The sequence below is a fragment of the Bifidobacterium longum subsp. longum JCM 1217 genome, assembly GCF_000196555.1.
In the GTDB taxonomy this organism is placed as follows: domain Bacteria; phylum Actinomycetota; class Actinomycetes; order Actinomycetales; family Bifidobacteriaceae; genus Bifidobacterium; species Bifidobacterium longum.
Genome location: NC_015067.1, coordinates 1,618,210 through 1,637,973 on the forward strand (window position 1 = coordinate 1,618,210; position 19,764 = coordinate 1,637,973).

20 protein-coding genes are annotated in these 19,764 nt (G+C 61.8%); 4 read left to right on the forward strand and 16 right to left on the reverse strand.

Going from position 1 to position 19,764, the window contains the following annotated elements:
* Positions 1-204: 204 nt before the first annotated feature.
* The 4 genes from BLLJ_RS07070 to BLLJ_RS07085 all read right to left on the reverse strand — a co-directional run bounded on the left by BLLJ_RS07070 (position 205) and on the right by BLLJ_RS07085 (position 3,277).
* Positions 205-1,107 (reverse strand): cysteine ABC transporter substrate-binding protein, encoded by a 903-nt coding sequence (locus BLLJ_RS07070; protein ID WP_007054029.1) that lies wholly within the window; start codon positions 1,105-1,107, stop codon positions 205-207.
* A gap of 65 nt (positions 1,108-1,172) precedes the next feature.
* On the reverse strand, positions 1,173-1,964 hold the full coding sequence (locus BLLJ_RS07075) for an amino acid ABC transporter ATP-binding protein (protein WP_007054028.1): 792 nt from the start codon (positions 1,962-1,964) through the stop codon (positions 1,173-1,175).
* Complete coding sequence (locus tag BLLJ_RS07080) at positions 1,957-2,631, reverse strand: amino acid ABC transporter permease (protein ID WP_007053272.1); 675 nt, start codon at positions 2,629-2,631, stop codon at positions 1,957-1,959. Before BLLJ_RS07080 ends, BLLJ_RS07075 begins: the two co-directional genes overlap by 8 nt.
* Positions 2,618-3,277, reverse strand: a complete 660-nt coding sequence (locus BLLJ_RS07085; RefSeq protein ID WP_007058318.1) for an amino acid ABC transporter permease — start codon at positions 3,275-3,277, stop codon at positions 2,618-2,620. The genes BLLJ_RS07080 and BLLJ_RS07085 overlap by 14 nt, the downstream gene beginning before the upstream one ends.
* Positions 3,278-3,505: 228 nt before the next feature.
* On the opposite strand from BLLJ_RS07085, the gene BLLJ_RS07090 reads away from it, so the two are divergent.
* Positions 3,506-4,156 carry an alpha/beta hydrolase gene (locus BLLJ_RS07090; protein ID WP_007053270.1) on the forward strand — a complete coding sequence of 217 codons (651 nt, stop codon included), beginning with the start codon at positions 3,506-3,508 and terminating at the stop codon, positions 4,154-4,156.
* 8 nt (positions 4,157-4,164) lie between these two features.
* Here the strand turns inward: BLLJ_RS07090 and BLLJ_RS07095 are convergent, their stop codons facing one another.
* Positions 4,165-6,420 (reverse strand): elongation factor G, encoded by a 2,256-nt coding sequence (locus BLLJ_RS07095; RefSeq protein ID WP_013582845.1) that lies wholly within the window; start codon positions 6,418-6,420, stop codon positions 4,165-4,167.
* Positions 6,421-6,566: 146 nt separating this feature from the next.
* Here BLLJ_RS07095 and BLLJ_RS07100 point away from each other — a divergent pair, with 146 nt between their 5' ends.
* A complete protein-coding gene (locus BLLJ_RS07100) occupies positions 6,567-7,274 on the forward strand; it encodes a 3'-5' exonuclease (RefSeq protein ID WP_007054025.1) in 708 nt (235 codons plus the stop codon).
* Between the two features lies 1 nt (position 7,275).
* Here the strand turns inward: BLLJ_RS07100 and gmk are convergent, their stop codons facing one another.
* The 6 genes from gmk to efp all read right to left on the reverse strand — a co-directional run bounded on the left by gmk (position 7,276) and on the right by efp (position 14,958).
* Positions 7,276-7,866, reverse strand: a complete 591-nt coding sequence (gene gmk, locus BLLJ_RS07105; protein WP_007053267.1) for a guanylate kinase — start codon at positions 7,864-7,866, stop codon at positions 7,276-7,278.
* 179 nt (positions 7,867-8,045) lie between these two features.
* On the reverse strand, positions 8,046-8,966 hold the full coding sequence (pyrF, locus tag BLLJ_RS07110) for an orotidine-5'-phosphate decarboxylase (RefSeq protein ID WP_007053266.1): 921 nt from the start codon (positions 8,964-8,966) through the stop codon (positions 8,046-8,048).
* Positions 8,966-12,349 (reverse strand): carbamoyl-phosphate synthase large subunit, encoded by a 3,384-nt coding sequence (carB, locus tag BLLJ_RS07115; RefSeq protein WP_007056955.1) that lies wholly within the window; start codon positions 12,347-12,349, stop codon positions 8,966-8,968. The genes pyrF and carB overlap by 1 nt, the downstream gene beginning before the upstream one ends.
* Position 12,350: 1 nt before the next feature.
* The gene (carA, locus tag BLLJ_RS07120; protein WP_044581069.1) at positions 12,351-13,538 is read right to left on the reverse strand and encodes a glutamine-hydrolyzing carbamoyl-phosphate synthase small subunit; all 1,188 of its coding nucleotides are present in this window, start codon (positions 13,536-13,538) and stop codon (positions 12,351-12,353) included.
* A gap of 226 nt (positions 13,539-13,764) precedes the next feature.
* On the reverse strand, positions 13,765-14,337 hold the full coding sequence (nusB, locus tag BLLJ_RS07125; protein ID WP_007053263.1) for a transcription antitermination factor NusB: 573 nt from the start codon (positions 14,335-14,337) through the stop codon (positions 13,765-13,767).
* A 54-nt stretch (positions 14,338-14,391) separates the two neighbouring features.
* Positions 14,392-14,958, reverse strand: a complete 567-nt coding sequence (efp, locus tag BLLJ_RS07130) for an elongation factor P (protein ID WP_007056944.1) — start codon at positions 14,956-14,958, stop codon at positions 14,392-14,394.
* A 125-nt stretch (positions 14,959-15,083) separates the two neighbouring features.
* On the opposite strand from efp, the gene BLLJ_RS07135 reads away from it, so the two are divergent.
* Positions 15,084-15,851 (forward strand): ABC transporter ATP-binding protein, encoded by a 768-nt coding sequence (locus BLLJ_RS07135; protein WP_007054022.1) that lies wholly within the window; start codon positions 15,084-15,086, stop codon positions 15,849-15,851.
* A complete protein-coding gene (locus BLLJ_RS07140) occupies positions 15,848-16,648 on the forward strand; it encodes an ABC transporter permease (RefSeq protein WP_007054021.1) in 801 nt (266 codons plus the stop codon). The genes BLLJ_RS07135 and BLLJ_RS07140 overlap by 4 nt, the downstream gene beginning before the upstream one ends.
* A 76-nt stretch (positions 16,649-16,724) precedes the next feature.
* On the opposite strand, the gene BLLJ_RS07145 is transcribed toward BLLJ_RS07140, so the two are convergent.
* The 5 genes from BLLJ_RS07145 to BLLJ_RS07165 form a co-directional block, all read right to left on the reverse strand.
* A complete protein-coding gene (locus BLLJ_RS07145) occupies positions 16,725-17,432 on the reverse strand; it encodes a L,D-transpeptidase (protein WP_032740866.1) in 708 nt (235 codons plus the stop codon).
* A gap of 58 nt (positions 17,433-17,490) precedes the next feature.
* Complete coding sequence (locus BLLJ_RS07150; RefSeq protein WP_007056919.1) at positions 17,491-17,937, reverse strand: hypothetical protein; 447 nt, start codon at positions 17,935-17,937, stop codon at positions 17,491-17,493.
* Between the two features lie 333 nt (positions 17,938-18,270).
* Positions 18,271-19,047: a methyltransferase domain-containing protein gene (locus BLLJ_RS07155; protein ID WP_007054018.1), complete on the reverse strand. Its 777-nt coding sequence runs from the start codon at positions 19,045-19,047 to the stop codon at positions 18,271-18,273.
* A gap of 51 nt (positions 19,048-19,098) precedes the next feature.
* Positions 19,099-19,428, reverse strand: coding sequence for a DUF4432 family protein (locus tag BLLJ_RS07160; protein WP_007053254.1), 330 nt, complete (start codon positions 19,426-19,428; stop codon positions 19,099-19,101).
* A 217-nt stretch (positions 19,429-19,645) separates the two neighbouring features.
* Positions 19,646-19,738 (reverse strand): hypothetical protein, encoded by a 93-nt coding sequence (locus BLLJ_RS07165; RefSeq protein WP_012471763.1) that lies wholly within the window; start codon positions 19,736-19,738, stop codon positions 19,646-19,648.
* Between the last annotated feature and the right edge of the window lie 26 nt (positions 19,739-19,764).

Sequence of the window (19,764 nt, forward strand, 5' to 3'; positions counted from 1 at the left end):
CGCGAAGCCGTTCCCCGCGCGGCACGATTACGACCTTAACGCAAAACGCCGGCCCGAAGGCCGGCGTTGCTATATGTGTTGGTTATGGACGGGTATAATCAGACCTCTCCGTCCTGCAAGAATGGACGGCCTGACGACCGGCCCAACACACCTCGCCGCTGCCGCGGCTCGGCGTCGCCTACGGACAGTCCACCGGACTGTCCGTCAGACGGCTCCGCCTTCTACCACGATGTCATCGGGGTTGACTTCGTTGCCGTAGACCGGCTCCAGAGTCTCCTGGTAATCCTTGTGGAAGAAGTTGTCTTTGCCGAGCTTGACGATCTCGTCGTTCACGAAGTTCAGCAGTTCGGTGTTGCCCTTCTGCACTGCGGGCGCGATGGTGTCGTCGTCACCAAGGTGGGTGATGCCGACCTTGAAGCCCTTGTTGGACTTGGCCCAGGCGAGCACCTCGGTGTTGTCGGTGGAGAAGGCGTCACCACGGCCGTCCAGCAGCGCGTTGTAGGCATCGGCGTACTGGTCGTACTTCTGCAGCTTGACGTTCGGCGCGTTCTTCTCGAACCAGGTTTCGGCGGTGGTGCCCTTAGCGATGATCAGGGTCTTGCCGTCGAGCTGGCTGACATCGGTGATCTGGGCGCTCTCCGGGGAGACCACACCAAGCGCCACCTTCATGTACGGCTTGGCGAAGTCGACTTTCTCCTTGCGCTCATCGGTGACGGTGAAGTTAGCGAGCACCAGATCGACCTTGTTGGAGGTGAGCACGTCCACACGGGCAGCCGGGTCAACCGACGTGTATTCCGGATCCACACCCAGATCCTTGGCCAGCTGTTCGGCGAAGTAGACGTCATAGCCCTGGTACTTGCCGTCCTTGTCCACGTAGCCGAATGGCGCCTTGTCGGAGAAGACGGCAATCTTGATCTTGCCGCTCTTCTTGATCTCGTCGAGGCTGCGGGCCTTGGCATTGGCGCTGGAGCTGGTGCCAGTGTCAGAGGACTTCGCTTCGCTCGGGGTGCCTGCCGACGGACCGCATGCGGCCATGGACGCCGCCATTACCAATGCCGCGCCTGCGGCAATCAGTGCTTTGAATGATTTCCCAACCTTGATACTCATTGGGTTCTCCTTCTCTTGTTGTTATTGATATTTCTTCTCAAATACGTCGATATGACACAATCGAATCACTCGAATTCGAAGGTGTGCAGGAACTGCTGCGCACGTTCGGTTTGCGGGTGTTCGAAGAACGCCTGCGCATCATACGATTCCTCGACGATGTGCCCGCCGTCCAGCAAGATGATGTGGTCGGCGATGGCTCGCGCGAACTGCATTTCGTGGGTGACGATAAGCATCGTCTGCCCGGACTTGGCCAGTTCGAGCACCACGTCGAGCACTTCACGCACCATTTCGGGGTCGAGAGCCGCCGTAATCTCATCGAGCAGCAGTACTTCCGGGTGCAGAATCAGCGCACGGCAAATGGCCACACGCTGGCGCTGACCGCCGGACAATTCGTGCGGCCAAGAGTCCTTGCGATCGGCAAGTCCCACGCGGCCAAGCAACCGGATCGCTTCAGCCTCCACCTCGGACTTATCGCGTTTCTGCACGAGCACCGGCGCCATGGTGATGTTGCCGAGCACCGTTTTATTCGGGAACAAATCGTAGCTTTGGAACACCATGCCGATACGCGTGCGCAGTTCACTGGACCGGTCGGATCGTCCGGCTCGTTCCGTGCCAGGCTTGCCGGCATCGATCACCTGATTGTTGATGGAAATCGTGCCGCCCTGAATCGGTTCCAGACCGGCGATGGTGCGCAGCAGCGTCGACTTGCCCGAGCCGGAAGGACCCAGCACCACGAGCACCGAACCATGCTCCACCTTGAAGGAGATGTCATCCAGCACCGGCTTGTCGGCATTCGCATACTGTTTGACCAGATGATTCACCTCGAAACCCTTGCAGGTCGTTTCGGGTTCAGTCATTCGACCACCTCTTTTCCAGTCGGCGGGCCACAATGGACAGCGGCCAGCACACGATGAAGTACATAAAGAAAATCACGCCATAAATCCACAAGGTTCCGGTCGGGAACTGGAATCGGTTCGCGTCGATAATCTGCTGGCCGACCTTGATGACCTCGACCACACCGAGCAGCACGGCCAATGATGTCGTTTTGACGATACGTGTCGCCAAGTTTACGGATGCCGGCAGCATACGGCGAACAGCCTGCGGCAGAATCACCCGGGAGAAGGTCTGCCACGGGCTCAACCCCAGTACGTAGCTCGATTCGTACTGCACTTTGGGAATCGACTGCAATGCGCCACGCACCAGATCGCCCAGCTCGGCGCCTCCCCACAGGATGAACACCAGCACGCAGGCACCGGTGGCATCGAGATTCCAATCGAACCATCGAGCAAAACCGTAGTAGGCAAGGAACAGCAACGCCAGCTGAGGCATAATGCGGATGAAGTCGAGGTAGATGCGCATCGCGGCCCGGATCACGGGATTCTTCAGTGTCATCAACCAGCCCATCAACAGGCCGACCGGGATGGACGCGCCTACGGATACGCCGGCTATCCACACGGTGACCCACAGGCCTTGCAACAGACGTGGGAATACGCCTGGCTGGAGCAGTATTTCAGCGCCGCTCATAATCGAACCTCCGCTCCAACCATGTGCCGAAGATGGAAATCGGCAGCAGAATCACCAGATAGGCCACGACCAGCATGAACAACGACTCATAGGTGCTGTAATACATGCCGATCAGATCCTTGGCCATGTACATCACGTCGGCGAGCGCAATGGCGGAGACGACGCTCGATTCCTTAAACAGGAAGATCACATTGGCCACTACGCCGGGAATGGCGGTGGACACTGCTTGCGGCAGAATGACTCGGGTGATGGTTTGCGTGGAAGTCAGTCCCAGCACGTACGCGGTTTCGCGCTGCACGTTGGGCACCGCTTCCAATCCGCCGCGCATTGCCTCGGCCATGTAGGAACCGCCCAAGAATCCAAGGCCGACTATCGCGCAGGTTTCGGCGGACCATACTACGCCGAGTTTGGGCAGGCCGAAGTACAGAAAGTACAGCTGTACCAGCAATGGCGTATTGCGGCTAAGTTCGATGTAGATTCTCACGATTTGCCGGGCGACCGGGATACGCGCGATTTCCACGCCAGCGCAGACCAGACCCACCGCGATGGCAAGCAATATGCCAAACACGGATATGAATAAGGTCATCAATGTGCCGTTGACGAAGAAAGGCGCGTAACGCTGCACGAACGACCAATCGAATGTCATTGGACGCGCTCCCTCCTTTGCTTCTCGTTTCTTCTCCTGCGCATAAACGGTCTTAGCCACCCATGTACGATTTCGGGGGCCGAACATACCTGTCCCCCCTGCCGTGTCATCGTAGAGTATCAGAACACGTGGCACGGCCGCTGCGCTATACGCATTACTTATGGGACGTTACTCGATGGGCGAACATCAGGGCATTATTGTCGCCCAAACGGTGGATACACTGAGGCTATGAAGATCACCAAAGCTCTGACCCGTTTGACCGGTCCCGAAACCGCTCCGGTGTTCGTGCTGTTGCACGGCTGGGGTTCCAATGAATACGATTTGCCCGATCTGCTGAACTATTGCGGTGCCGGTTCGGCTGATTATGCCAGTTTGCAGGCACCCATCGCCTATGGCATGGGATATACATGGTTCGGTGCGTGGGCGCATGAAGGTGTGCCGGAGGGCGAATCATTAGACAAGCAGGCGACTGAAGCCGCCCAAGCCATTGATGCATGGGTTGCGGAGCATATTCCCGCCACTCGGCCGGTGGTTGCCATGGGATTCTCGCAGGGCGGCCTCTTGGCCGCGCATCTTTTGCGATGCAATCCGCAACGGTATGCGGCAGCGGTCTCCTGCTCCGGCTGGTTGGCTCCGGGGCCGGTCTCTGGAGACGCCGAGCTGGCTGCGTTGAAGCCGCCGGTGTTCTACGGGCATGGTGCTGCAGACGACATCTTCCCGAAAGCCGATGTGACGGCGATGGGTGAGTTCTGGCACGAGCACGGCACGTTGACCGAACAAGTGTATCCGGGCATGGCCCATTCCATTAATATGCCGGAAATGCGCGATATTCAACGGTTCTTGGAGACCAACGGATTCATTCGGCCGCAGATTTGGTAGTCACCACCTCACATGGCGTAGTCTACGTGGGCGAATTCAGGGACCTTATACCATTTGACGGGGTAGCCGGCACCGTGGGCGCAGAAGACCGAGTCGGGGGTGTTGTCCAGATCTGCTTCGGGATCGTAAGCGGCGGCTGCGATGATCTGTTCGGCGTCATGGCATGGCTTGTAGCCGCCGAAAGTGGCGGAGAAACGGCCATGGCCGTGCGTGTACTGGTTCACGTCCATCGCATAGTCGCGCATCTCGGACACCGGCGCCTCGCCTTCGATCACGGCGTATTCGCCATCGGTGACCGGGGATTCGAAGGTGCCGGCCATGCGCTGGATGTCGCTCATGGCACGGCCGATCATGTCTGCTGGCACTTCGAGCCGGAACCGGTACCACGGTTCCAGCAGTCGGCAGTTGCCCTCCCCTGCGGTGTCCGGACGGCTCTCGACCGGCGTCTCGGGCCGGCCACTGACTCCAGCTCTGGCTTCCATAAGCCCCTGACGAATCGCACGATAGGTGGCTTGGCGGAAGTCGCCGCCTTCGGTATGCTTCAGATGCGCGCGGCCAGCCACCAAAGTCATCTTGATATCGGTGAGCGGCGCGCCAACGAGCACACCGAGATGCTCACGCTCGGTCAGATGGGTCAGAATCAGCCGTTGCCAATTGCGGTCCAAATCGTTTTCGGACAGGGCCGAGGCCACAGTGACTCCGCTGCCCGGCTCCCCTGGTTCCAGCAGGATATGTGCTTCGGCATAATGACGGAGCGGCTCGAAATGACCTGCGCCTTCGATTGGCGCAGTGATGGTCTCACGGTACAGGATGGAGCCGGGGCCAAACGACACATCCAGACCGAACCGGTCGTGCAGGGTCTGCTGGATGATCTCCAGCTGGACTGCGCCCATCAATTGCACATGAATCTCGGCCAGCCGTTCCACCCACACCACATGCAACAACGGGTCTTCGTCTTCCAGCTCACGCAATGCGGTGATGACCTTATGCAAGGTCAGATCATCGAACTGGGGACGGGCCGGCGAGCTATTGTCCGCCGCGGTCTGGCGAGCGGTGTCGTTCTCCTCATTGCGGCCGGTTCCCGACTTGGCGGCATCATGCTCGGCATCGTCCTGATTCACGCTGTTATGGCCGGCGCCACCGCGTTTGGCCGCTCCCGAGGTGCCGGCCGTATCGGATTCCGCTCCGGCGGGCAACACCGTGTAGGTCAACACGGGTTGCAGCGACGGTGATTCGGCGTCCGGTTCCGCTCCCAGCCCTTCGCCGGGGAAGGTCCGCGTCAGTCCGGTCACCGCACACACCGATCCGGCAGGCACCTCGGTGACCGTCTCGAATTTGGCGCCATTGTAGACGCGCACCTGATCGACTTTCTCGGACCATACCGTGCCATCATCCCCCTGTACCGGCGACGGTGCTGATGACGCCGCAGCGCACGAGGATGAAGAGACGATCTCCTTGGCTTTGAGCGCACCACCGGTGACGCGCAGCCACGTCATACGGTTGTGCTGGCCGTCGTGGGCGATTTTGAACACGCGTGCGGCGAAGGCGGCCGGCCATTCACGTTCGCGGGTGAACGTCTCCAGCCCGTCCAGGAATTCCTCGACCCCTTCGAGTTTCAATGCCGAGCCGAAATATACGGGGAACAGTTCGCGTACGGCGATCATCGCTCGCAATCTGCCCACGGACAGCGCGCCATGTTCCAGATAGTCGTTCATCGCCTCCTCGTCCAGGGTGGCAATGTCTTCGGCGAACGCGTCCAACGGTACCGCGCTGCCCTCAGTGGACTGCTCCATTGCCGGCAGCGGATATATCGCATCGCTCAGGCGTTTGCGCAACTGTGCCAGAATGGCCTCGCGGTCGAATCCGGCGGCGTCGCACTTGTTGACGAAGATGAACGTCGGCACACCGTATCTGGCCAGCAGACGCCATAGTGTCTCGGTATGGCCTTGCACGCCATCCGTGCCGGAGACCACAAGAATCGCGTAATCAAGCACACGCAGCACACGTTCGGTTTCGGCTGCGAAGTCCACGTGCCCCGGCGTATCCAGCAAGGTCAGGCGCAGGTCGCCGTGTTCCACCAATGCCTGGTGCGCGAAAATCGTGATGCCTCGCGCCTTCTCCAAGGAATTGGTGTCCAGAAACGCATCGCCGTGATCCACTCGCCCCAATTTGCGGATCTCACCGGTACGGTAGAGCAGAGCCTCGGACAGCGTGGTCTTGCCCGCGTCCACATGCGCCACGATGCCTGCCACTATCTGTTTCATCAGCTGTGCTCCCTTCCCGATGCGCCGCGCAATTGCCGGCCGCCTAACCAATATATCCGAGAAAATCCGGGAGGGAAAAATTGTACCGACAGACCGGGCTGCCGGTACAATAAGTCACCGAACACCGACTGATATGAGGAGCCTCCGTGACCACTTCCGGCATTACCGTTTTCGGCCAACCATCCCAGCCCAATCATGGTGCCGGCGGGCGAATCGCCATGGACGATGCCGTCTTCCCCACCGATTATGTGGCGCTGGATTTGGAGACCACCGGCTTTTACCCGAACAGTTGCGCCATCACGGAAATCGGTGCCGTGCGCGTGCGGGAGGGGCATATCGTCGATCAATTCCAGCAGCTGGTGAATCCCTTGCGGCCGATTCCGCGTCAGATCACCACGCTGACCGGCATCACCGATGCGATGGTGGCCGATCTCGATCCGATTGACGAGGTGCTTCCCCGATTCATCGCATGGCTCGCTACCCCGGCTGCCGGTCCCGCCGTTGAGCCGATTGTCGGCCATAACGTCAGCTTCGATCTGCGATTCCTGGATTACAACACCCGGCATATCGCCGGCTGCGGCTTTGCCTGCGCGGATTATGACACGATGCAGATCAGCCGCGCCCTGTTCCCCGCGCAGCGGCATCACCGTCTGGCCGACCTGATCGTACGCTTCGGCATCGCGGACAATGAGGAGCACCGCGCATTAAGCGATGCCATCCAAACCCAGCAGTGCTTCGAATGGATGCGGCATTACGTCACCGAGCATCACGAAACCGAAGCAATCCGCTGGAAGCAGGCGCCGGCCAAAAACAGCGCCGAAATCCTCCACCAGCAGTTGGTGGTAAAGAGGTAGTTTACAGCCCGTATTCCTTGGCGATGACGGACCAGAGGTCGGCAGCGGCCTGATCGACGGTTTCGTTGACGATGGTGACGTCGAATTCGCTTTCGGCGGCGAGCTCCACCTTGGCGGTCTCCAAGCGACGGGCCTGCTGTTCGGCGGTTTCGGTGCCGCGGCCGATCAGGCGGCGCTCGAGCTCTTCGAAGCTTGGCGGCGCGATGAACACGTACACCACTTCGAGGTCGAGCTCGGCGGCGCGCTGCTTGACGCGGCGGGCACCCTGCAGGTCGATTTCCAGAATCGTGGGCACACCGGCGGCCAGATGTTCCTCCACAGGCTTGAGCAATGTACCGTAGTGGGCCATGCCGTGCACCACGGCGGTTTCCAGGAACTCACCGGCCGCTTCGCGGGCCAGGAACTCGTCTTCAGTAAGGAACCAATAGTTGACGCCATCAACCTCGCCCGGGCGCGGAGCGCGTGTGGTGGCGGAGACGGACACCCACACTTCGGGGTGGTCGGCGCGCAGCTTGGCTTCCACGGTGCCCTTACCTACTGCGGTGGGGCCAGTCAGGACGATTAGACGGCCAGCATGGGTGTTTTCAGTCATGGGTTCCTCCGGAGATGATGTGGTGTGCAGCGATTATGAATCCAATGTGGTAACGGCTCACCGGCGAGATGACCGGTAACTGCTACAGCCCCGACGAACAGGGAAGAATATGAATCGTGATGCGACGTACGCGATGAGATAGACACGTACGCATGCCGCGACATCTGATTCCGTTCTGATTACTGGTTTTCCGAGCCTTCGACAGTGGCTTCCATCAGCGCCTGACGTACGTCAAGCGCAATCGACTCGGTGGCTTGGCTCAGTGCGGCGATATCCGGCCCATGCGAGGCGATGAAGCGGGACACGGTGACCAGCACGTTGCCGCGCGTACCGCGGAACACGGTTTTCAGATCCTTGGCCTCGGCACCCTGCCAACCGTAACCGGGGGAAAGAATCGGACCGGTGAACTTGGAGGGGTCCACGCCGGAATCCTGCATCCATTGGCCGATGGTGGCACCGATGATCAGACCAACCGAGCCCATGCCTTCGATATCCACGTTATGCTTCTGCGCGGTGGAGGCGATGCCGTAGGCCACGGTACGTCCCTTGTAATCGCCGCTCTGGCGCAACGCGGTCTGCAGACTCATGCCTTCCGGGTTGGAGGTCAGGGAGGCGATGAACACGCCGCGTCCGTTTTCCAGCGCTTCGGTAATCAGGCCGTTCAACGAACGCGCGCCATAGTACGGCAGCAGCGTGATGGCGTCGGCCAGCAACGGTGCACCGGGCTTGAAATAGGCGTCTGCGATGGCGGAAATCGTGGTGGACAGGCCGCCGCGCAGGCAATCGACGATGGTGATGACGCCCATTTGTCGTGCCGCGTAGAGCACGCGCTCGAGCGCTTCGAAACCTTTGGCTCCGTAGCGCTCGAACATCGGCGTCTGGAATTTGACTGCTGCGGCGCGCCCGTTGGCGGCCTGCAGCATACGCATGGAGAAGAGTTCGGCGCCTTCGGCGTCGACGTTGTATCCCCAGTCGGTGAGGAGCTTGCGATGCGGGTCAATGCCCACACACAGCGGCCCGTATTTGGCCATTGAATTGCTTAATCGCAGACCGAAATCCGAACGTTGTGCCTGCAATTCCTCACTGCTGAGTGTAGTCATCAGAACTCCCGTCGCTCCAATTCGAACAGCTGCTTCGAATGCTCCTGAATGCTCATGATCTGATAATCATTATGCTTCACGGCCTCGATAGCGAGCAGTGCGGCCTGGAACTCGGTGATGGTGGTGAACTGCGGCAGATCGGCGGCAATGGCGGCGGCACGGATGGAGTAGCCGTCGGAACGGGAGCCGCGCGAGTTCGGCGTGTTGAGGATCATGTCGATCTTGCCTTCCTCGATGAGCTGAACCACGTTCTTGCCCACGGATCCGGCAGCGTGATGCACCTCGACCGGGGCTTCCGGATCGGTGTCCACGCGGGTGCTGATCTTGTCCACGATGTTCGACTCGATGCCGTAACGGCGAAGCACGGAGGCGGTGCCCTCGGTGGCCCAGAGCTTGAATCCAAGCTCCTCGAGACGAACGGCGATCAACGGCAGCTGACGCTTGTCGGTGTCGTTCACGGAGATGAACACGTTGCCGTGGGTCGGCAGGCCACCGTCGTAGGCGGCGAGCTGGCTCTTGGCGAAGGCGTGCGGGAAGTCACGGTCGAAGCCCATGACCTCACCGGTGGAACGCATCTCAGGTCCGAGCAGGATGTCGACGGTCTTGCCCACCGGGGTGCGGAAGCGCTTGAACGGCAGCACGGATTCCTTGACCGCGACCTGCTGGCCGGGGTGGATGTCGCCGCCGTCGCCCTTAGGCAGCAGCAGACCGTTGGCACGCTGATCGGCGATGGTTTCGCCGGCCATGATGCGGGCAGCGGCCTTGGCCAGTGCCACGCCGGTGGCCTTGGAGGCGAACGGCACGGTACGGGAGGCGCGCGGGTTGGCTTCGATCACGTACAGCGTGTTGGCCATGAAGGCGTACTGCACGTTGATCAGGCCCTGCACATGGCAGCCCTTGGCGATGGCGTAGGTGCCTTCACGCAGGCGACGAATCTGGTCGTCGGACAGGGTGGACGGAGGCAGGGTGCAGGCGGCGTCACCGGAGTGGACACCGGCCTCCTCGACGTGCTCCATAATGCCGCCGATGTATAGTTCCTCGCCGTCGAACAGTGCGTCGACATCGATTTCGATGGCGTCTTGCAGGAACTTGTCGATGAGCAGCGGGGAAGGCAGGCGGCCGGAGACCACGGTATCGGCCTTGGCCTCGGCAAGTGCGCGGTCCACGTACTTGTTGAGCTGCTTGTCATCGTAGACGATTTCCATGCCACGGCCGCCGAGCACGTAGCTCGGGCGCACGAGCACCGGGTAACCGATGCGGTGGGCGGCTTCCTTGGCCTCTTCGAGGCTCAGGGCGGTGCCGTAACGCGGGGCGTTCATCTCCGCCTTCTTGAGCACTTCGCCGAACAGCTCACGGTTCTCGGCCAAGTCGATGGATTCCGGGGTGGTGCCGAGAATCGGCACGCCGGCGGCCTTCAGACGCGCGGCCAAGGACAGCGGGGTCTGGCCGCCGAGCTGGACGATGACGCCCTTGACCGGGCCCATCTTCTTCTCGGCCTCGTAGATCTCGAGCACGTCCTCGAAGGTGAGCGGCTCGAAGTAGAGGCGATCGGACATGTCGTAATCGGTGGACACGGTCTCCGGGTTGCAGTTGACCATGATGGTGTCATAGTCCTTGCCAAGCTCCTGCACGGCGTGCACGCACGTGTAGTCGAACTCGATGCCCTGACCGATGCGGTTCGGGCCGGAGCCGAGGATGATCACAGCCTCGCGTTCGCGCGGGCGCAGCTCGGTTTCGTCGGCGTAGCAGCTGTAGTAGTACGGCGTGGCGGCGTCGAACTCGGCGGCGCAGGTGTCGACGGTCTTGTAGACCGGGCGCAGACCGTAGGTCCAGCGCAGTTCGCGGATGGTGTTCTCGCCTTCATCGCCCAAACCACGCAGGTGGGCCACCTGCACGTCGGACAGACCGGCGAGCTTGGCCTTCTTGAGCAGCCTCGGGGTGAGGGTTTCGGCCTCGCGCACCGTCATGGCGGTCTCATTGATGAGGAAGATCTGCTTCAGGAACCACGGGTCGATCTTGGTGGCCGCGAACACCTGCTCCAACGTGGCACCGCCCCAGATGGCGCGCATGAGCTGCAGGTAACGGTGTTCGGTCGGGGTGTGGATGGCCTCAAGCAGTTCGGCCACTTCTTCGGCGGACGGCTTCTCGCCATCCCAATTGAAGCCCATGTGGCGCTTGTCGATGGAGCGCATGGCCTTGCCGAGGGACTCCTGGAAGTTGCCGGCCAGGGCCATGGCCTCGCCCACGGACTTCATGGAGGTGGTCAGGGTGGGGTCGGCGCCCGGGAACTTCTCGAAAGCGAAGCGCGGCACCTTGGTGACCACGTAGTCGATGGTCGGCTCGAAGGAGGCCGGCGTGGACTGGGTGATGTCGTTGCGAATCTCGTCGAGCGTGTAGCCGAGGGCCAGCTTGGTGGCGATCTTGGCGATCGGGAAGCCGGTGGCCTTGGAGGCCAGTGCGGAGGAACGGGAGACGCGCGGGTTCATCTCGATGACGATGATGCGGCCGGTGTCCGGATGAACAGCGAACTGGATGTTGCAGCCGCCGGTGTCCACGCCCACGCCACGGATGATGGCGATGCCGATGTCACGCAGCTTCTGGTATTCGCGGTCGGTCAGGGTGAAGCAGGGGGCCACGGTGATGGAGTCACCGGTGTGCACGCCGACCGGGTCGACGTTCTCGATCGGGCAGACGACCACGACGTTGTCGTTGCGGTCGCGCATGAGCTCGAGCTCGAATTCCTTCCAACCCTCGATGCCCTCTTCGATCAGGACTTCGTCGGTGGGCGAGTAATGGATGCCGGCGCCGGCGATGCGGTGCAGCTCCTCCTCGTTGTGGGCGATGCCGGAGCCCAGGCCGCCCATGGTGAAGCTCGGGCGCACGACCAGCGGGTAGCCGAACTTCTCGGCGATCTTGTCGACTTCCTCGATGCTGTGGGCGATGTCGGAGCGGGCGGATTCGGCGCCGGCCTCGTCAACGACCTTCTTGAACAGTTCACGGTCCTCGCCACGGTCGATGGCTTCCAGGGAAGCACCGATCAGTTCGACGTTGTACTTCTCCAGGACGCCGGCCTCGCCCAGCGCCATGGCGGCGTTGAGCGCGGTCTGGCCGCCCAAGGTGGGCAGGAGCGCGTCGGGGCGTTCCTTGGCGATGATCTGCTCGAGGATCGGGGTGGCGATCGGCTCGATGTAGGTGGCGTCAGCCATCTCCGGGTCGGTCATGATGGTGGCCGGGTTGGAGTTGACGAGGATGACGCGGATGCCTTCCTCACGAAGGACGCGGCATGCCTGGGTGCCCGAGTAATCGAACTCCGCAGCCTGACCGATCACGATCGGGCCGGAGCCGATGACCATCACGGATTTGATGTCGGTGCGCTTCGGCATATCACTTACCTTCCTTGGAGTTGTTCTTCATAAGTTCGCAGAAACGGTCGAACAGGTAGGCCGCATCGTGCGGGCCTGCTGCGGCCTCCGGGTGGTACTGCACGGAGAATGCGGGGATGTCCACGCACTGCAGGCCTTCGACCACGTCGTCGTTCAGATCGATGTGGGAGACGAACACCTTGCCGTACTTGCCGTTTTCAAACGGCGCGTCGACCTGCTTGCCGATCGGGGCGTCGACCGCGAAGCCGTGGTTGTGGGCGGTGACCTCGACCTTGCCGGTGGTCAGATCCTTGACCGGCTGGTTGATGCCGCGGTGGCCGAACTTGAGCTTGTAGGTGCCGAAGCCGAGTGCGCGGCCGAGCAGCTGGTTGCCAAAGCAGATGCCGAAGAACGGGTAGCCGGCGTCAAGTACCTGGCGCAGCAGCTCGATTTCGGGACCGGCCTGTTCCGGGTCGCCCGGACCGTTGGAGAAGAAGACGCCGTCCGGGTTCAGGTTCTCGATTTCGGCGAAGGTGATGGTGGAGGGCACCACGTGCACGCGGCAGCCGCGTTCGGCCATGCGGTGCGGGGTCATGCCCTTGATACCGAGGTCCACAGCGGCCACGGTGTACAGCGGCTCCTTGCCTTCGTACTCGCCGCACGGTTCGATGGTGTAGGTCTCCTTGGTGGACACCTCGTCGTACAGGCTCAGACCCTGCATCTGCGGGGTGTTCTTGACGTCTTCGAGCAGCTGCTCGATGGTCTTGAGCGCGCCGGTGGCCTGATCGGTCAGGGCGTCGCCGGAGAAGATGCCGGCGCGCATCACGCCTGCGGAACGCAGGTGGCGCACCAGCTTGCGGGTGTCGATGTGGCTCAGGCCGACGATGCCGTTCTTGGCGAGGTCGTCGTCCAGGCTGCCTTCGGCACGCCAGTTGCTCACGTTCGGAGAGGGATCACGCACAATGTATCCGGCAACCCAGATGCGGGAGGACTCAGGGTCTTCGCTGTTGACGCCGGTATCGCCGATGTGCGGGAACGTCTGCACAACGATCTGGCGATCGTAGCTCGGATCGGTGAGCGTCTCCTGGTATCCGGTCATACCGGTGGCGAAGACGATCTCACCGGTCGTCTCGCCGAGGGCGCCGTATGGCTCCCCCACATATACCTGTCCGTCTTCCAAAACGAGGACTGCATCGTCCTTGTCATACATCGGAATTGCGATGGTCCCGGACTCGTTCTGGCTCACCAAAACCCCCTTATGTTTTTCGGGTATTCGTACCAAGGTTAACGGCCAGCGCAGACTCACACGCCGTTGGACGCAAAGTCTCACCCCCGCTGGCGGGGCTGTCGGCAAGGTGCCGACTTGAGAATGTACGGCGGCACAAGTGTCCGCCCATGAAAAAGCCTCCCGAATGGGGAGGCTGAACAACAAATGACTAATCGACCGTCGGCTGAATCTCAGCGGACGGGGCAGCAGGCTCGTCGGATGCACCGGACGAATCGGGCGAATCGGAAACATCGCCCTCATCGGTCGGCTCGGATGCGGCGGCAGCGGAATCGGACGATTCCTCATCGGCCTCTTCTGCCACGGACTCCGGTGCCGGTGCTGCATTCTTGGCGGTGCACACCGCAGACAGCAGGCCATGGATGAAAGCGGGCGAATCGTCATCGCACAGGGTCTTGGCCAATGCCAGAGCCTCGTCGATGGCGACCTTGTCCGGCACATCATCGGTGAACAGAATCTCCCAAGCGGCGATACGCAGAATGTTGCGATCGACCACGCCCATACGGCGGACCTTCCAACCCGTGGAGTGTTCGTCCAGGGTCATGTCGATCTGACGACGGTGCTCGGCCACGCCCTTGACGATTTCAATGGCATAGTCGGGAAGCGGGGTCTGGGCACCGGGATGTGCGATGCGCTCGTCAAGCAGGGAGAGAATATCCTGGCTTTTTTCGTCGGCTTCGTACAGGGTGTTCAGAGCCCTTTTGCGCGCGGTGGAACGTGCCATACTGCTGCTGTCCTAGTCCTTTATACGGTCGGTCGTCTGTTGAGGATGCGGAGATCAGTTGTTCTCGCGGCCGGTGTAGGAACCGTCCTCGGTGTTGATCTTGACGCGGTCGCCCTCATTGATGAACAGCGGGACCTGAATCTCGGCTCCGGTCTCAACGGTGGCCGGCTTGGTGCCGGCGTTGGAGCGGTTGCCCTGCAGGCCCGGCTCGGTGTGGGTGATGGTCAGGACCACGGAGCCCGGCAGATCGACGCTCAGCGGGGTGCCGTCGTGGAAGGAGACCAGGCAGTCGGTGCCTTCGAGCAGGAACTTGGCCTTGTCGCCCAGAAGGGTCTTCGGAACCATGATCTGATCGTAGGTGGTCATGTCCATGAACACGAAGTTGTCACCGTCCTCGTAGGAGTACTGGAGAGTGCGGTTGTCCACGGTCTCGAATTCCATCTTCATGCCCGCGTTGAAGGTCTTGTCGACGATCTTGCCGGAGAGCACGTTCTTGATGGTGGTGCGCACGAAGGCGGGGCCCTTGCCCGGCTTGACGTGCTGGAACTTCATGACGGTCCACAGCTGCCCGTCGAGGTTCAGGACGGATCCGTTCTTGATGTCGTTAGTAGTCTGTGCCACGTTATTCACCTATTTCAAATTCAAACTAGCTTAGGCAAAGCCCAAAAATTGCCTCGGCTATTATGCCACACCGGGTATACAGGAAGTGAACGCTGGGGTTTCCCATGTGCCCCCGGCTAGACTGGATGAATATGCGATCCTTCTTCGAAGCCATATCCGTGTCCTGCGTCATCCCCGCGCAATCGCCGGCGGACGACGAACGCACGGTGTTCGAGAACCTGTCCTTTGCTGTGGAGCGCGGCGAGATCGTCGATCTGGTGGGACCGTCCGGCTCCGGCAAGTCGAGTCTGTTGACCGCGTGCGCCCGGCTCAACCCGCATGCGCACGGCGCGTTCGCCCTTGAAGGCAAGGGCAGCGGCGAGTTCACGCCGCAGCAGTGGCGGCGGGATGTCGCCTACCTGCCGCAGAAGCCGATTCTGACGGGCAAGAACGTGGCCGAGGCGATCCGCCTGCCCTGGACGCTCGCGATTCGCGGCAAGGGCGGCAAGGGCGAGCATCTGCTGCCCGACGAGCGCATCCGCACGACGTTGGACGCGATGGGCTGCGAGGACATCGATCTGGAGCGCGCCCCGCACGACCTGTCCGGCGGCCAGGCGGCCCGCGTGGCCCTGGCCCGCACACTGCTCACCGATCCGAAGGTGCTGCTGGCCGACGAGGTAGATGCCGGTCTCGACGACGACAACGCGGCCAAGGTGGCTACAATCATGGCGGACGCGGCCGCACACGGCATGGCGATCATCCGCATCCGCCACCGTCCGCCGGACGGACGGGCCACCCGCACGCTGACACTGGACAAGGGGCGGCTGACCGAACACGAGATGACGGATCCGGCGGCGCAGGACGCGAACGCGGTGTCTGCCGGCGCCGATGAAAATGAGGAGACGCAGGCATGAGCGGCGATCTGGGCAATTCCTACAACATCGATATCTGGGGTCTGCTCATCGCGCTGGGCATGGTGGCCGTGGCGGCCATCATCAGCGAACTGATGCACATGGGCATCGGCAAGACCCTGATGTGGTCATCGTGCCGCGCATTGGTGCAGCTGTGCGCCATGGGCTTCATCATCGGCTACGTGATCCGGTCGAACAGCGTATGGATGGTGTTCGCCCTGATGGCGGTCATGCTGGTGGCGGCCGTGCAGATCGTGATGTCCCGCGCACGCGGCATCCCCAAGGGCCTTGCCGGGCCGATCTTCCTGAGCCTGGTCATCACCATGCTGCTGATGCTGGCGCTGGTCACCGAGCTCATCGTGCGCCCGCACCCGTGGTACGCGCCCCAGCTGGTGGTGCCCCTGACCGGCATGCTGCTGGGCAACACCGTAACCGCCTTGGCGGTGGGATTGAGCCGTTTCTACGAGAGCATGGAGGAGCGGCGTGACGAGGTGGATATGATGCTGGCGCTGGGAGCGACCCCATGGGAGTCGGCCCGCCCGTCCATCGTCTCGTCGATTCGCCTGGGCCTGCTGCCCACCACCGCCTCGCTGGCGTCCAGCGGCATCGTGACGATCCCGGGCATGATGGCCGGTCAGGTGATCGCCGGCGGCGACCCGCTCAACGCCGCCAAGTACCAGTTCGTGGTCCTCGACGCCATCGCCGCGCTGACCCTGCTGGCCGACGGCCTGATCATGGTCATGATCTACCGCACCTGCTTCACCGCCGACGACCAATACCGCCCGCCCGAAGCGCGCTAATCAGCTAAGCTCCCTCTGATAAGCTCCCTCTGACGAGGGAGCTGTCGAACGCAACGAGACTGAGCGAGAGACCACCCTACGCGATGGTGACCAGCGTGCCGTCCGGCACCTGGTCATAGAACCATTGCGCGTCGGCCACAGTCAGGCGCACGCAGCCGTGCGAGGCGGGCTGGCCGAGTTTGGCACCCTCCTCCGGCAGATAGTCGCCGAAGGCCTCGCCGGTCGGCACCGAGTGGAACAGGTACGAACCGTAGAACTGCACCCAATAGTCGGCGCCCATGCCTTCTTCGGCATTGTAGAAGTGTTCGCCGCGTGTATCGATGGTGTACGAGCCGTGCGGGGTGGCGTCGTCGACGCCGGTACTGGCGATCATCGTATAAATGGTCTGGCCACCGGACTTGACGTACACCCGTTGTTTGGCGAGACTGACCTCCACGCTCAGGTCGGAGTACTGGGATAGGTCGGGCTGTTTGCCGGTCGGCCCCTTCCAGTCCACGCTTTGCGCGGCTTTGTCATCGCCGTTCTGCGTGTTCTGCGTCTTCCGCGACCCGCCCTGTTTGCCGCTATCGGGAACCTGCTTGCGGGTAACGGCCGTGGGCTCGTTCGCCGCTGCGGTTGCGGCGGCGGATGCGGTGTCGGCTCGCGGCCAGCTGCGCTGCGCCGCCGCGGTCTCGACTCCGGCGCCGATCAGGCAGAACAGGATACAGCAGGCGACCACTCCGCGCCGAATCGCGTAGACCCGATCGTGACTCCAATTCACGTTCAACGTCGGCAGCCTCACCATATGCCTCTTCTCACCACAAAGACCATTCGGGTCGATTGTAAACAGGCATTGCGACGCCCTACGCCTCGGTTTCAGCCGTGATCTCGACTGCAGGAACGGCATCGTCCGGGGAATCTTCGCCCGACGCCGGCACCGTCCAGCGCCGCCGCAGCAGCATCCACAGGCCGATGAAGCACAGGAGCCCACCGGTACGGTGGTAGACACTCATCTCCTGAGTGAGTCGCTGCACGCGGTCGGCAATCTGGCGCGTACGGGTATGCGATTTGACGATGGAGAAACGTGAGACGCACAGCATCGCGTAGTACACGGCGCTCACGATGAACAGCACGGACATCGTCCACAATCCCATCGCCAGTTTGACGATGGCCATAATGCCGCCGAGCGTTGTGGAGAAGGCGACGGCCAGTGCGACTTTGTCGTTGTTTTCCATGGCGCCCAGGATGTTCAGCGTGGTGGATTTGCCGGCGCCGGATGCGCCGAGGAGACTGCCTGGCCATTCCTGCAACCGGTCCTGTTCCCCGGCGAGCCGGATATCGACTCCATCGCCGATCCGGCCGAACGTAAACGCCGCATCCTTCTGAAGCAGTTCTACGTTTCCGGCATCATCGGCACATTCCGTGCAGCGCTAAGCGGCTCGATCATGACCACCCCCACCGAGATCGGGCACTTTGTCTCCGAAGAACTGCTCCCCCGCATCGCGCCGCATATGCAAATGCCATCGCAATCGGAAACAGCGCAGCAGCCAGCGGCATCACCGCAAGCCCAGTAGCGAGGTCAACCCACAGCTGGCGGCGCGGGAAACAGGTCGCGCCGCCCAGTACGCGAATCCGGCGAGCTTCTACCGAGTCGCGAGGAAGAAGAAACGCGGGAAGGGGAAGATGATGCTGCCGTCCGACTGTGTGGGGTATTCCTCGCGGACCTGGGCGAACACTTCGCCCTCGAACTTCTTGCGGCTGGCGTCGTCAAGCGCCTGCAGATACGGACGCATGCCGGTGCCGCGATACCAGTCCATAATCGCCTCATGCGAGGGCAGCGTGTGCATGTACGTGACCTTCCACATGCGGAAGGCGCTGGCATGCGCATGCAGCAGCTCCCAGTATTCGGGCGGCGTGAGGTTGTAGAACTCGCGTTGCTGCGGCAGCTTGTCCGCGAACGCGGGCGAGTGCACGATACCACCGATGATGCGGTGAATCGGCTCCTCATAGTTCATCGGCGTCTGCACAGCCAGCACTCCCCCGACCCTGAGCCGGGCGAGCAGTCCGGGAATCAGATGCGGATGGTCCGGCACCCATTGGATGCAGGCATTGGAGAAGACCACGTCGAAGTCGGCCGGCAGCTCGTCCAGCCGCGCGGACACGTCGCACAGCTGGAAATCGATGTCGGGATAGGTTTTGCGCGCTGTCTCGATCATGACCGGCGAGCTGTCGACGCCGAGAATCTTGGCATGGGGATAGCGCTCGCGCAGCACGGCCGTGCTGTTGCCCGGCCCGCAGCCAATATCCAGCACGCGCGTGACGCTGCCGTCGTCCGGCGGCAGCTGCATCGCCAGATCACGCGCCGGCTGCGTGCGCTCCCGTTTGAATCGCAGATACTGTTCCGAATCCCAGGTAACCATGCTCCCCACGCTAATCAGCCATTCACATATCGGCCGATATTATCTCACAATTCAGCCGAGCAGGGCGTCGCGGCGGGCGATGAGCCCGTCAATCGCGGCCTCGCCTTCGATGACGGTGAAGGTCAGGGACTTGCGTTCGCTGGCCTGCGGGGCGATGGCGTGCAGGTCGCCGCGCTGCTCGTGCCAGCCTCGGCCGTGGACGCTGGAGTTCGAGGGTTCGAGGCCGACCACGTAGTCGCCCGCACCCGTCGACTTCCATTCCATGAAGTATGGGAAGAGGCTGGCGTCGAAGTCGATGACGACTCCGAGTCCGAGCTTGCGGTTGACCACGGCGGCGAAGCTGCGGCCGTTCTCGTCGGCGGCGAGCTCGTGCAGGTACACGCTTTCGGGACTGATCGTCGCGGAAGGATTCGTTGGTCACCTCATCCTCGACCGTGATCGACAGCCGGCCGTACACGCTGGTGATTGTGCGACGCAGTACGAGGTTCTCGCCGCGGTATTCGAACTGGCAGACGTCGAGGGCGCGGTCGGCCATGGACACGAAACGCAACGGACCGTTCTTCACCTCGATGGCCTTGAGGCCGTGGGCTCGGCCTTCCTAGTATTCGATCGGGCGCACGTAGGCGGCCTGCTGAAGGCTGCCCATATGGGCCAGCATGTCGGCTCGCGTGCTGTGTTCTGTGGACGTCATCGTCGTCACCGATCCTTGATATTTAT

Excerpts from the sequence above, each read along its gene's own strand:
- BLLJ_RS07070 (WP_007054029.1), bottom strand. The coding sequence starts at position 1,107 with ATGAGTATCAAGGTTGGGAAATCATTCAAAGCACTGATTGCCGCAGGC.
- BLLJ_RS07075 (WP_007054028.1), bottom strand. The coding sequence starts at position 1,964 with ATGACTGAACCCGAAACGACCTGCAAGGGTTTCGAGGTGAATCATCTG.
- BLLJ_RS07080 (WP_007053272.1), bottom strand. The coding sequence starts at position 2,631 with ATGAGCGGCGCTGAAATACTGCTCCAGCCAGGCGTATTCCCACGTCTG.
- BLLJ_RS07085 (WP_007058318.1), bottom strand. The coding sequence starts at position 3,277 with ATGACATTCGATTGGTCGTTCGTGCAGCGTTACGCGCCTTTCTTCGTC.
- BLLJ_RS07090 (WP_007053270.1), top strand. The coding sequence starts at position 3,506 with ATGAAGATCACCAAAGCTCTGACCCGTTTGACCGGTCCCGAAACCGCT.
- BLLJ_RS07095 (WP_013582845.1), bottom strand. The coding sequence starts at position 6,420 with ATGAAACAGATAGTGGCAGGCATCGTGGCGCATGTGGACGCGGGCAAG.
- gmk (WP_007053267.1), bottom strand. The coding sequence starts at position 7,866 with ATGACTGAAAACACCCATGCTGGCCGTCTAATCGTCCTGACTGGCCCC.
- pyrF (WP_007053266.1), bottom strand. The coding sequence starts at position 8,966 with ATGACTACACTCAGCAGTGAGGAATTGCAGGCACAACGTTCGGATTTC.
- carB (WP_007056955.1), bottom strand. The coding sequence starts at position 12,349 with ATGCCGAAGCGCACCGACATCAAATCCGTGATGGTCATCGGCTCCGGC.
- carA (WP_044581069.1), bottom strand. The coding sequence starts at position 13,538 with ATGTATGACAAGGACGATGCAGTCCTCGTTTTGGAAGACGGACAGGTA.
- nusB (WP_007053263.1), bottom strand. The coding sequence starts at position 14,337 with ATGGCACGTTCCACCGCGCGCAAAAGGGCTCTGAACACCCTGTACGAA.
- BLLJ_RS07135 (WP_007054022.1), top strand. The coding sequence starts at position 15,084 with ATGAATATGCGATCCTTCTTCGAAGCCATATCCGTGTCCTGCGTCATC.
- BLLJ_RS07140 (WP_007054021.1), top strand. The coding sequence starts at position 15,848 with ATGAGCGGCGATCTGGGCAATTCCTACAACATCGATATCTGGGGTCTG.
- BLLJ_RS07145 (WP_032740866.1), bottom strand. The coding sequence starts at position 17,432 with ATGGTGAGGCTGCCGACGTTGAACGTGAATTGGAGTCACGATCGGGTC.
- BLLJ_RS07155 (WP_007054018.1), bottom strand. The coding sequence starts at position 19,047 with ATGGTTACCTGGGATTCGGAACAGTATCTGCGATTCAAACGGGAGCGC.
- BLLJ_RS07165 (WP_012471763.1), bottom strand. The coding sequence starts at position 19,738 with ATGACGTCCACAGAACACAGCACGCGAGCCGACATGCTGGCCCATATG.